An 11,930-nucleotide genomic window follows, 5' to 3' on the forward strand; every position below is an offset into this window, starting at 1 on the left:
TGAAGCGAACGACGAAGCGGCTCGCCGCGCGGCAGCAAGCGCAGGCGGGCGCGTTGAGGTCAGAGGTTGGCAGGCAGCGGCTGACCGAGCCACTTCTTCGACATTGCCTGCAGCTCGCCGTCTTTTTTCGCTGCTTCGATGGCGGCATTGACCTGCGCAAGCAAGCGCGGCTCGTTCTTCGCGAGCCCGACATAGCACGGCGAATCCTTGATGATGAATTTCATCTCGGGCAACCGCGGGGGATGCTTGGCAATGATGGCGGCGGCCACCACATTGCCGGCCGCGATCAGTTGCACCTGGCCGGAGAGAAACGCCTGAATGGTGGCGTTGTTATCGTCGAAACGGCGAATGGTCGCCTTGGGCGCCATGTTCGTCAGCGCGATTTCCTCGAGCGCCCCGCGCGTCGCACCCACGGTTTTGCCGGCCAGATCGTCGGGCGTTTTGACGTTGACATCGGCCGGGCCGAATACGCCTTGGAAGTACGGCGCATAAGCCGCCGAGAAATCGATGACCTTCGCGCGCTCGGGCGTCTTGCCCAGCGAGGAGATGATGAGATCGACCTTGTCCGTTTGCAGATACGGGATGCGATTCGCGCTATTGACCGGAACGAGTTCGACCTTCACCTTCATCGACTTCGCCAGCAGTGCGGCCATATCGATGTCGTAGCCCTGGGGCTTCATGTCGGTGCCCACGGAGCCGAACGGCGGATAGTCGGCCGGCACCGCCACGCGCAGCGTGCCGCGCTTGACGATCGCGTCGAGCGCATCGGCGTGCGCTGCTTGCGCGGACAACAAAACGAATGCGGGGGCGGCGACGAGCGCGGCGAGCCACCGGCGGCGAGCGGTACGGTGCGGCTTATGTTCCATCTTGGTTCCCGGACTAAAGTGATTGGGGCGGCACGCGCCCTGATGTGGCACGCGTGGGGTCCGGGGCCGCTAAGAGCAAAGAGCGGGCCAAGCGTGGCGCGGCGGGCCTGCCGGGGCGGCGCACCGAACGCGGGAGCGCCGAGCCGGCCGTCGCAAGGCTCGTGATGCATCGATTCGGTGCATGCGCGCGCCGGCATATACGCTATCGCGTGGCTCGGGACAAAAAGCCTTCGCATCAGTTTCACGCGCGCTTCTCATTCCCTTGTCATCCCTTCTCATCCCCTTCTGGCCGACTTCACGCCAGCTTCAAGCAGGATTTGGAGCGACACCGATTTTCGCGGTGAATACCGTCGACAAAAATCGTCGAAGCTTCGTAGTTTTCCGCAGTGTGCTCTTTCCCACATTCGAGCCCGAAGCGCGAATAGCGAGCTTATTAGTAAGAACCATATGAGGGAATCCGATACGTCGCGAAACCAAACAGCGGGCGTTATCCCAGTTCATAATTGAAGCCACGTGCCAGACGCGCATTCTATTCGTCGGGCGCAGCCCCGACGAAAACCTGTCGGTATGAGGTCTACCCAAGCGCGCGCGGCCGGTATTCATCATGGCCATTGGCCGCAGACATCGCAGGCCGGTCACATCTTCGCGCAACGTACCTCTGAACATAGAACAAGGAGGTGTAGGCATGGAGACTGGAGAAGCCAACGGCAAGCGCCGGACGATTCTGAAGGCTGCCGCGGCAGCCGGCGTCGCGCAACTCGCCCCGCCATTCATCATCAGCGCCCGCGGCGAAACGCCGATACGCATCGGGCTCAATGATCCGTTCACCGGCACTTATGCCCAACTCGGGCGAAACGAACAGATCGGCTGCGAACTGGCAATCGAGCAAATCAATGCCAAGGGCGGCATTCTCGGCCGCCACGTAGAGCTGATATCCGAAGATTCGACGAGCGCGGATACCGGCACCGCGGTACAGAAGGCACACAAACTCATCGACCGCGATAAAGTCGATTTTCTGTTGGGCAACGTCAATTCCGCAATGGCCCTGGCGATCGGGGAAGTCGCACACGATGCGAAAAAGCTGTTGATCGTCACAGGTGGCCACACCGACGCGGTGACGGGCGCCGACTGCCATTGGAACGTATTTCGCGTGTGCAACACGACCCGGATGGAAACCAATTCGGTCGCGGAACTGCTGTTCACGAAGTACGGCAAGCGCTGGTATTTCATTACGCCGGACTATGCCTTCGGCCATACGCTGCAACAGGGCTTCGAGGTTGCGCTGAAACAGTACGGGGGCACCGAGGTGGGCGCGTCGTTGACGCCGCTGGGCACTACCGACTATTCGTCGTATCTGATCAAGGCGCAGGCCGCCAATCCGGACGTGATCCTCTTCCTGACCGCCGGCCAAGATGCGGTCAACTCGCTGAAACAAGCCGTGCAGTTCGGCCTGAACAAGCGGTTTCACATCGCCGGCGCGCAGCAGGAACTCGAAGTGTTGGAAGGGCTGCCGCCGGACGCGCGAATCGGCACGTGGGTGTTCGAGTGGTACTGGAATCAGCCCAACGTCCCCCACCTCGCCGAGTTCGTCACCGCGATCAAACGCAAGACGGGCGGCAAGGTGCCAACCGCACGCCATTGGTTCGGCTACGTCGCCGCCTGGACCTGCGCGCTGGTTGCCAACGAGCAGAAGAGCCTCGACGCGGTCAAGCTCGCGAAGGCCCTCGAGGGATTCAAGCTGCCGCCGGAGATCGCGCTGATGCCCGATACGCCCTTCTATCGGGCGGGTGACCACCAACTGATGCCGAACCTCTATGTCGGTCACGCCGTGTCGCAAGGGGCCAGCCCGGAGGACTTGTTCCACGTCGATGACGTCGTCAAGGGTGTCGACGTCGCGTTGCCGGTAGCACAGACGGGCTGCAAGCTCACATGGCCGAGCTGAGGCGAATCCGCGCCGACGGAGCCGCCCGACCATGACGGAACTGATTCTCTACAACGCGTTCAATGGGCTGATCATCGGCGCCTTCTACGCCCTGATGGCCCTCGGCCTGTCGATGATCCTGAACCTGTCCGGGGTCATCAATTTCGCGCACGGGGGCTTTCTCGCGATTGGCGCGTATCTCGCCTACTTCATGATTCCGTATGTCGGTTTCTGGCCCGCGCTTGCGCTGGCGCCGCTCGCAACGGCGGTGATCGGCCTCATCGTCGAACGCGTGCTGATTCGCCGGTTGTACGGGCGGGACCCGCTCTATAGCTTGCTGCTCACCTTCGGTCTGGCGTTCATGATCGAGGACGGCACCCGTTTCCTCTGGGGCCCGCAGACGCTGCCGTTCGCCGTGCCGGCCTGGCTGAACACGCCGCTCAGCCAGACATTCTTCTTTTTGACGGCCTACCGGCTGTTCATGGTGGTGCTCGTGGTGGGCGTGGTGGCCGCGCTGTTTCTATTCCTCGGCCGCTCGCGCACGGGCATGCGCATTCGCGCCGGCACGCGCGATCTGGAGACGGTGGGCGCGCTCGGCGTCAATGTGCGTGTTCTGCGAACGCTGAACTTCGGGCTCGGGATCTTTCTCGCCGGTCTGGCGGGTGTGCTCGCGGCCGGCATGCTCGGGCTCGACCCGACGCTCGGCGGCTCGTTGATCATGCCGAGCTTCGTCGCGATCATCGTCGGCGGACTCGGCAGCCTACCGGGCACGTTGCTGGGCGGTCTGCTGATCGGACTCGCATCGGGGTTGGTGACCGTGTTCTTTCCGTCGGCCAGCGAAGCGATTATCTACGTGATCATGGGCCTCGTGCTGCTCGTGCGCCCTCGCGGACTGCTCGGCGAGGAGGGCCGCATCCAGTGAGACAGCCATTGCACTCCGACTCTGCCTCCGACTCCGACTCCGGCTTGGGGCTCTCCACCGTGCGACGACGACTCGATATCGACATGGCCGCCCGCATCCTGATCTGGGTGCTGCTGCTGACGCTGCCCTTCTGGCTCGACCGCATCGGCGGTTACACGGCGTTGGGCTCGCGCGTGATCGTGATGGCCCTCGCGGCCACCGCCCTCAACTTCCTGCTCGGCTTCACCGGCGTGTTGTCGTTCGGCCATGGCGCGTACTTCGGGCTCGGCGCGTACGGCCTTGCGTTGACGATCCGCTATCTGGTGCCCAGCACGGGGCTCGGCATGTTGGTCGGCGTGGTGACCGGCACGCTCGCCGCGGCGATTGTCGGCGCGTTGATCGCGCGCTTGCGCGGCGTGTACTTCGCCATGGTCACGATCGCGTTCGGACAAGTGTTCTACTTCATCGCCTACCGCTGGAACAGCGTGACGGGGGGCGACGACGGCCTGTCCGGCTGGCATCGCATGCCGATCGACCTCGGCTTCACGCGGCTCGACATCCTCGGCAACGCGCATCTTTTCTATTACATGGTGCTGGCCTGCTTCGCGATTTCGGCGGCGATCATGGGGTGGCTGTTGCGCTCGCCGTTCGGGCACACATTAGTCGCGATCCGCGAAAACGAGCGGCGCGCGCGCTTCCTCGGCATTGCCGTCGAGCGGCACATCTGGCTGTCGTTCGTGATCTCGTGCCTGTTCGTGAGCCTTGCGGGCACCCTGTATGCGCAACTGAACAACTTCGCCGACCCGCACGATCTGCACTGGCAGCAGTCGGGCGATCTCGTGATGATGACCGTGCTCGGCGGTATGCGCTCGTTCTGGGGGCCGCTGGTGGGTGCCGCCATTTTCGTCGTGCTGGAGGATTTTCTATCCAGTCACACGCAAAACTGGATGTCCTTCATCGGCCTGTTTTTCGTGCTCGTGGTGATGTTCTTCCCCGGCGGGGTGCTGGGGCTCGTCGGCCGGCGGGGGGAGAAGTGAGCCTGCTCGAAGTGCGAAACGTATCGCGCAGCTTCGGGCTGCTGGTCGCCGTGAACGACGTCACACTCAACGTCGAAGCGGGCGAGCTGCGCGCGATCATTGGCCCGAACGGGGCTGGCAAAACCACGTTCTTCAACCTCATCAGCGGGTTCTTCGCGCCCACGAGCGGGCGCATCGTGTTCGACGGACAAGACGTGACAGAGCTGGCCGTACATAAGCGCGTCGCGCTCGGCATGGCGCGCACGTTCCAGATCACCGAAATTTTTCCGAATCTATCGGTGAGCGAGAACCTGCGCATTCCAGTGGAGATGGAGCTGGGGCTCGCACGACGGCTACGCACGACCCGGGAGCAAGCGGCGACCATCCGTGCGCGCGTGGACGAACTGCTCGAGCTCGGGGGGCTCAGCAAGCATGCGCTACGGCGCGCCGGCGAACTCGCGCACGGGGATCAGCGCGCGATCGAGATCATGATGGCGCTTGCATTGCGTCCACGACTGCTGTTGCTCGATGAGCCTACCGCCGGCATGGGGGACGAAGAAACGCACATGGTGGCGGATTTGATCGGCCGCCTGCATCGCGAACAGGGACTCGCGATCGCACTGATCGAGCACGACATGCAGGTTATCTTCCGGCTCGCGCAGCGGATCCTCGTGCTTGCCGCCGGCGCCGTGCTGGCCGACGGCACGCCCGAGGAGATCGCCGCCAACGAGGATGTGCAAGCCGCCTATCTGGGAGAGGCCGAATGAGCGCATTGGACGTCGACTCGCTGCATGCGTACTACGGCAAGGGCCACATCCTGCACGGCGTGTCGCTCACGGTGAAGGAAGGCGAGATCGTCACGCTGCTCGGGCGCAACGGCGCGGGCAAGACCACCACGCTGCGCGCGTTGATGGGGTTGATTCACGCTCAGCAGGGCAAGGTGAGCATGCTCGGTCATTCGACGCGCACGTGGCCGCCCTACCGGATCGCCGCGCTCGGTGTCGGCTATGTGCCGGAGGGCAGGCGCACGTTCGCGAACCTGACAGTCGAAGAGAACCTGAAGGTGCCGCTGCAGCGGCCCGGGAAATGGGACATTGCGCGTATCTACGAGATGTTTCCACGGCTAGGGGAACGGCGCGCGCAGAAGGCTGCGCAACTTTCCGGCGGCGAGCAGGAGATGCTGGCGATTGCGCGTGCGCTGCTGCTCAATCCGACGCTGTTGCTGCTCGACGAGCCTTCGCAGGGACTCGCGCCGTTGATCGTGCGCGACACGTTCAAGGCGATCGCGACGATGCGCGATGCCGGTATCGCCGTGTTGCTGGTAGAGCAGAACGTCCGCGTGGCGCTCGAGATCGCCGATCGCGCGTATGTGCTCGACAACGGACGCATTGTCTACGAAGGCACGGCCGAAGAGCTTCGCAGCGACGAAGCGCGCGTTCGGGCGCTGGCCGGCGCGACCTCGGGCAATTAGCCGCGCCCCCGTCGCGTTGAAGGCATGGACTGCGCTTCTAAGTTGTCGCCAATGTGGACCCGCCAGTTAGCAGGCCCTTGCAGTGAACGAGCGCATTGCGAACGGCCGCGCCTCCTGCATAAAACATCAATTGCAGAATCGCTTCGATCACGCGTTTCACGCATGGCGATATGACGCCCCATCCCCGTCACCGTCCGATTCCCCAGACGGATCGACCGCCGCCCCAGCTTTTTTGATACGATCCAGCCGACGAACAGGCGGCGTTTCGTCGGCTGTTCGTCGGCTTGTATCCGAGCTAAGCAAAAAAACATGAGGGCCGCATGAGCAACACGTATAACTACGGATCTCACAAAGATCTGGAGCCGACCGAGCTTTTCTTATTCATCGCTGTTGAGCAGACCTGCGAGCAGCTCGGGGTCGACGACGTGGAATACGTCATCTTGATTTTTTCCGGTCTGCCGATCTTGCCAACACGGGCCAAGCCATTGGGAGCGACGAAGGGAACGTCTATCGCCTCCGTTATGTCTCGTTCGCTGTTCCGCTACGAGCTGAAAAAGAAGGTCTTGCCGACCTTCACGATGAACAGCATAAAGCGGCTTCGTTGGATTTTGACTCACAAGCTCAGCACGTTTATCGGTCGAACGCTGCCGGGCGTCGGTTGGGTTCTCTTGGCAAACGATGTTGCCCAGATCGGATATCACACCGTCATTCAATACAACCGCATCGTTTCGCCCGAGGATAGGGTGTTCTAATGGCAAGCCATACCTGGGAAGACCTCGAATCGTTTGTCAGAAAGGAAGCGTGCGTATCACCGAAGAAGGCCATAACACCCGAATCGACGATCGAAACGGATTTGGGGCAACAGGGCGACGATGCTGACGAGTTCATGCAGCACTTCTTCGAAGCGTTCCATTTGGATAGGGGCGACTACGACTTTCATCGCTACTTCCTAATGGAAGGCGAGGGCATTCTGTATCATTTGGTAATGAAAATACTGAGAAAGCCGCACTCGTTTAAACGGGAAACCCTGACGGTCGGTATGCTTCATAGGGCACTGATTGATGGCAGCTGGGACTCACAAGCGCTATCGCGACGGCCGCCGGGCAACTACCCTGCGGATTAGGCAGTACAACAACCACACGAGACACGAGCATGCCGACAATTGAGTTGCAGATTTTCAGCCCGCGTTGGAGCCATGACGACACTTACGAGATCGAACTCGAACGGGACCACATGGAGATCGCCAGGGCGAGCGAACACCGCCCGCGCTGATTGGCTGGACAACGCGGACCCTGCATGGAGCGGCTGGACCGTTGAGGGCATGATGGGGAATGACAGCATCCACCCGCCCGCCGTTGCCCAAAGAATGGTTCCAGAAGGTTTGGACGGCTTGGCGAAGTGGCGAGACCGACGCTGCACAAGCAGAAGTGGAGCTACGGGCGCTTGCTGACTGGATCAATGCGGTAACGCGCGCTAAGCCACGAACTGAGTTCTGGAGGGCCTACTTCTAGCTCGCGGTACAGCAGAGCGACCCATCTCGCCTTGGCCAAAGCACCGGCATGGAGGGCGAAATGTTCATGGAAGCCTTCTTTGCCCGCGTCAAGGTCGACGAAGGCGATTTTTGCGTCGGGGCGCTACTTCATGGACGCGGGGTCCGGCCTTCTGCTCATGCTCGTCACAGCCCTGTCGCGGAAGCGGCGACGGGCGCTCGATCGCATTCCTATCACGGTCGGCATGCTCGTCACAGCTGCCCGCCTTGGTAAATGGGACTCCGCCAAGGTCGAGAACGGTCGCTTGTGACGAACCACATCGGGAAGGCGATGAGCGGTTGCGGTATTGGATGATTCAGCTGCGACGCGACGACTGGCGAAGTGGTCGAAGCAAAGGTGCATAGGTTCAGCAAGAACGACGATGGAAGCATCGGATTAGATACGGGCCGAGCACTGGCCTGTCATCGCACAGTACCTATCGCAGCGACGGAAGATGACGCGTTGGTGGTGGGGATTATTGGGATGACGCAGTCGGCGCATAATGGCGTCGAATCGTGGGTGCCACCTACTGTAGTTTGTCGGCAATACGACAACATCCAATTCCAGCGCGAAGGGGCGAACTGGTGACAGAAGAAGAAGTCCGCAGTTTACTGGCGATGCCGGGGAAGCTGGTTGTCAGGCCGTTCATATGGTCTATAGAGGCCAGCGGCCATGTGCCGAAAACGAGCATCTTCGAGAGTGGCGTGCAGGCTGGCAAAGAGGTTCTGGAGGGGGTCGTAGTTCGGGCTAGATTTCGCGGCCCGAAACTCATCGAAAAGGGCCTTGCATCCTTCACGATCCCCGAAAGCTTCGCATGTGCCCTGTTCGTGGAGAATGATCGCGTTGCGGCGCTCGACACGAATCCGCAGCAGAGCCATCCTAATCGGGTTGGCGCCGGGCGTCCCTTCTACGGCAAGACGCTTGTGAATCCCACTCACCGACATGTTTGGGTGGGCGAATATGGGTACGCAGAGCCTGTTGAGCCGCCGCTGATGGATGTCGTGGATCTGCTGAAAACATTTGCCGTAGAATGCAATCTGACCTTTCAAGGGAATATCGAACATCCGCTCAAGGGCGAGACAGGGACGCTACTATGAACTGCACCGATCTAGTCAAAGCGACAGACTGGGTTTGCGCTCCAGTGGGGTGCAATACCCTACATGTTCATGCCCCTATTTCACTGGGAAATGACGGCCAGCTTGCCAGCTTTTATGTGATGGAAGATGCGCCGGGTCACTTCTATTTGACGGATGGCCATAGCACAATCCTGCATGCGATTGACCATGGCGCTAAGCCATCGCCTACTCGACTAGAGAAGGTTGCGTCGATTCCCGGCGCGAGATTCGCGACCCTGAGCAAGGATGGTGAAATCACTGCGGCCGGTCCAGCAGCAGACCTCAGGTTCGCATTGTGGGATGCTTTGCGACTCGCGGTTGCCATTTCCGACAACGAGGTGAACTGGCTCCCCAAGACCCGACACGAACGGTTTGCGGCGCAAGTGGCCCGCACTCTTCGCGCGAAGCTGCCGCCTGGGTCCGTGCTGAGCAAACCTCGCCTCGCAGGGGTCAGTGGGCATCAGATAGAGTTTCCCCTTGGCGTAGTTCTCCCCAACGACGGAGGCATACGCGTAGTCCAGCCGATCGGCGTATCAGACGATAGGCGTGTTGATTGGGGCTATATCTATCAGAGCTACGGCAAGCTTGCCGATCTGAAAAAAGCTACGGCGCAGGCGGTCCACAATCGAGTTGTCGTTATGGAGCAAGGGGCGTCGGCGGATGAATTTGGTCGAGCAGCAACCGTTCTTTCGGAGGCGGCGCGAGTGGTTTCGTACGAAGACGATAAGGAGTTTGCGGACCTTCTGATGGCTGCGTAGCCGACCCTGAAGGCGCAGCCGCGCGCGTGCTTTTTATACGTGCTCGGATCATGTCTCAGCCCGCCGCGCGCGGGCTTGTTCACATCTGCGCTCGACAGTTCGAGCAACCGCCGCGCTGGTGTGAGAATGGGCGAAGGTCCGCTGTCTCCTTCAAAGCCGACGCCTGAGCGTCCGCCTCAGCGCTCGGGCGAGCGGCCGCAACTAGCCACATTCGGACCGACTAGCGATGCCACCATTCCACGAGCGAGCCAGGCCAGTTTCGATGCCAGCGACCGCAAAACCCCACTCCCCAAACCACCAAAACCCCTGTACAATCACCGGCTCTGCGGGCGTCGTATAATGGCTATTACCCTAGCTTCCCAAGCTAGAGACGTGGGTTCGATTCCCATCGCCCGCTCCAGCATTCTCCCAAGCGCTTCCTCCGGAGTCGATCAGTTGCCTCTGATGACGTGAGCTTCACATGTCGGCGGAAAGACTAGCGAAACGCATGGTGTTGCTGTTCGCCTTGGTATCGGCGTCTGCCGCCGTGCGCGCGGCACCCGGCCCAACGCTCACCGAAGTACTGGCTCAACGCAGCGGCCTGACGCCCCCAGAAGTCGCCTCGCTCCTCTCCAGCTGCGACGCCAACCCCACCAGCATGCGGTTTTGCGCCTGGCGCGACCAACTCATCGCCGAACGCAGGCTTCAGCAGCTGATTGAGGAAAAACGCACCGTATCGCCCAAGTGCGCAGCCGCGCTCGCCCAAAAACTCGCCGCCTGGCAAAAACGCCGCGATCAAACCTGCAAACAGTCGGCAATACGACAGTGGGGAGACGGTTCGATGCTCTCGGCCGCAGAAGCCATGTGTCAGACCGACCGCACCAAGCAGATGACACAATCGCTCTCGGCGAACACGTGCCCCTGAGTCACACCGTCACAGCCCGCCCTCGCTTGAAAAAACCCCAGGCAGCGCCCATGTAGGGAGCTCTCCGCCCAGCGACCAAGCGCTCAAGGGCCGCTTGATTTCAAATGGGACGGCCGCGCTCGCCGCGAAACATCCAGCGCCGTACGGATCGGGGATCATGGAATTTCCGGCGCGCGCCGCTGTCGATAGGAATCCGGCTGGCCGTAGCGCCCCACTGCCCTCTTCTTGCGCCTTCGACAAAGATGGAACGGTATTTCATGTCACGCACCAGCGCCATCGCGCTCCTGGTCGATACGCGGCGAGCCCTCGCCGGGGAGACGCATGAAACATCGCGGAACAATACGGCGCGCAATCAACAAATGCTGCAGGAAGTCGAGCGCCTCCTGCTCAACGTCCGCGTCGGACGCACACGCGAGTTCGACCTCGAATTTCCCACGCGCATCCATGTGATCGTGTCCAACTGATCCGCCCGCACACCGCGCAGGCATTATCCATCCCCCGCCATCCAGTAACACCCGACAGGCCACACATCGCTGAAATCTCACGGCCGCCGCGCACTCGTCTACAATCTCGCCCACGCCACGCCGGCCATGGGCCGGCCCGCGCCCGACACGCAAGCCGCCCGCACTGGCGGCTTTTTTCACGTGGCGGCCGCCGATGTTTTCGACTGTTAGAGCACCATGAGTCACGATCCGAACGAGACGGGCCTGCCGCCCGAAACCCCCGGCAACACCGAGGAAACGAGCCAATCCGGCGCCGAAGGCACCCCCGCCTTTCCGCGCCGCATTCGCAGCTTTGTGACGCGCGCCGGCCGCGTATCGACAGGCCAGCGCCGCGCGCTCGATGAACTAGGCCCGCGCTTCGTCGTACCCTACGCCCCCAGCCCCGCCGACTGGGACGCCCAGTTCGGCCGCCACGCGCCGCGCGTGCTCGAGATCGGGTTCGGCATGGGCGCGTCGACGGCGGAAATCGCGGCCGCACGCCCCAACGACGATTTCATCGGCGTCGAAGTCCATGAGCCCGGCGTGGGCGCGCTGCTCAAGCTCATCGGCGAGCAACAGTTGACGAACATTCGGATCATTCAGCACGACGCAGTCGAAGTGCTCGAACACATGATCGAGCCCGGCTCGCTCGACGGCGTGCACGTTTTCTTTCCGGACCCTTGGCACAAGGCTCGGCACCACAAGCGCCGCCTCATTCAGCCCCCGTTCGTCGCGCTCTTGGCATCGCGCCTGAAACCGGGCGCCTATCTGCATTGCGCGACCGACTGGCAGAACTACGCCGAGCAAATGCTCGAAGTGCTTTCAGCAGAGCCGTCGCTCGACCAAACAGCCGACGGCTACGCGCCAAGGCCCGACTACCGGCCCGTGACGAAGTTCGAACGACGCGGGCTGCGGCTCGGCCACGGCGTTTGGGATCTCGTCTTCAAGCGGCGCGCGTAATAACTAG

14 protein-coding genes and 1 tRNA gene are annotated in these 11,930 nt (G+C 61.7%); 14 read left to right on the top strand and 1 reads right to left on the bottom strand.

Going from position 1 to position 11,930, the window contains the following annotated elements:
- Window positions 1–59: 59 nt before the first annotated feature.
- Window positions 60–866, bottom strand: coding sequence for a transporter substrate-binding domain-containing protein (locus tag MMB74_RS18405; RefSeq protein WP_277430102.1), 807 nt, complete (start codon window positions 864–866; stop codon window positions 60–62).
- A gap of 685 nt (window positions 867–1,551) precedes the next feature.
- Between MMB74_RS18405 and MMB74_RS18410 the strand changes: the two genes are divergently transcribed.
- The 14 genes from MMB74_RS18410 to trmB all read left to right on the top strand — a co-directional run bounded on the left by MMB74_RS18410 (window position 1,552) and on the right by trmB (window position 11,923).
- Complete coding sequence (locus tag MMB74_RS18410; protein WP_277430103.1) at window positions 1,552–2,808, top strand: ABC transporter substrate-binding protein; 1,257 nt, start codon at window positions 1,552–1,554, stop codon at window positions 2,806–2,808.
- Window positions 2,809–2,839: 31 nt separating this feature from the next.
- A complete protein-coding gene (locus tag MMB74_RS18415) occupies window positions 2,840–3,709 on the top strand; it encodes a branched-chain amino acid ABC transporter permease (RefSeq protein ID WP_277430104.1) in 870 nt (289 codons plus the stop codon).
- An 83-nt stretch (window positions 3,710–3,792) separates the two neighbouring features.
- Window positions 3,793–4,725 (top strand): branched-chain amino acid ABC transporter permease, encoded by a 933-nt coding sequence (locus MMB74_RS18420; RefSeq protein ID WP_277430105.1) that lies wholly within the window; start codon window positions 3,793–3,795, stop codon window positions 4,723–4,725.
- Complete coding sequence (locus MMB74_RS18425; RefSeq protein ID WP_277430106.1) at window positions 4,722–5,471, top strand: ABC transporter ATP-binding protein; 750 nt, start codon at window positions 4,722–4,724, stop codon at window positions 5,469–5,471. The genes MMB74_RS18420 and MMB74_RS18425 overlap by 4 nt, the downstream gene beginning before the upstream one ends.
- Window positions 5,468–6,175, top strand: coding sequence for an ABC transporter ATP-binding protein (locus MMB74_RS18430; protein ID WP_277430107.1), 708 nt, complete (start codon window positions 5,468–5,470; stop codon window positions 6,173–6,175). The genes MMB74_RS18425 and MMB74_RS18430 overlap by 4 nt, the downstream gene beginning before the upstream one ends.
- A 320-nt stretch (window positions 6,176–6,495) precedes the next feature.
- Window positions 6,496–6,927 carry an STM2901 family protein gene (locus tag MMB74_RS18435; protein WP_277430108.1) on the top strand — a complete coding sequence of 144 codons (432 nt, stop codon included), beginning with the start codon at window positions 6,496–6,498 and terminating at the stop codon, window positions 6,925–6,927.
- Window positions 6,927–7,298, top strand: a complete 372-nt coding sequence (locus MMB74_RS18440) for a DUF1493 family protein (protein WP_277430109.1) — start codon at window positions 6,927–6,929, stop codon at window positions 7,296–7,298. Before MMB74_RS18435 ends, MMB74_RS18440 begins: the two co-directional genes overlap by 1 nt.
- Window positions 7,299–7,327: 29 nt before the next feature.
- Window positions 7,328–7,447, top strand: coding sequence for a hypothetical protein (locus MMB74_RS27445; RefSeq protein WP_346780692.1), 120 nt, complete (start codon window positions 7,328–7,330; stop codon window positions 7,445–7,447).
- Between the two features lie 841 nt (window positions 7,448–8,288).
- A complete protein-coding gene (locus MMB74_RS18445; protein ID WP_277430110.1) occupies window positions 8,289–8,801 on the top strand; it encodes a hypothetical protein in 513 nt (170 codons plus the stop codon).
- Window positions 8,798–9,577 carry a hypothetical protein gene (locus MMB74_RS18450; protein ID WP_277430111.1) on the top strand — a complete coding sequence of 260 codons (780 nt, stop codon included), beginning with the start codon at window positions 8,798–8,800 and terminating at the stop codon, window positions 9,575–9,577. Before MMB74_RS18445 ends, MMB74_RS18450 begins: the two co-directional genes overlap by 4 nt.
- Before the next feature lie 325 nt (window positions 9,578–9,902).
- Window positions 9,903–9,977: transfer RNA gene (locus tag MMB74_RS18455), tRNA-Gly, on the top strand.
- An 87-nt stretch (window positions 9,978–10,064) separates the two neighbouring features.
- On the top strand, window positions 10,065–10,481 hold the full coding sequence (locus tag MMB74_RS18460; protein ID WP_277430112.1) for a lysozyme inhibitor LprI family protein: 417 nt from the start codon (window positions 10,065–10,067) through the stop codon (window positions 10,479–10,481).
- 257 nt (window positions 10,482–10,738) lie between these two features.
- Entirely contained in the window at window positions 10,739–10,945 is a 207-nt protein-coding gene (locus MMB74_RS18465) for a hypothetical protein (protein ID WP_277430113.1), read from the top strand.
- A gap of 216 nt (window positions 10,946–11,161) precedes the next feature.
- Window positions 11,162–11,923: a tRNA (guanosine(46)-N7)-methyltransferase TrmB gene (gene trmB, locus MMB74_RS18470; protein ID WP_277430114.1), complete on the top strand. Its 762-nt coding sequence runs from the start codon at window positions 11,162–11,164 to the stop codon at window positions 11,921–11,923.
- Window positions 11,924–11,930: the final 7 nt, after the last annotated feature.

Source organism: Trinickia sp. Y13 (assembly GCF_029522115.1).
In the GTDB taxonomy this organism is placed as follows: Bacteria; Pseudomonadota; Gammaproteobacteria; order Burkholderiales; family Burkholderiaceae; genus Trinickia.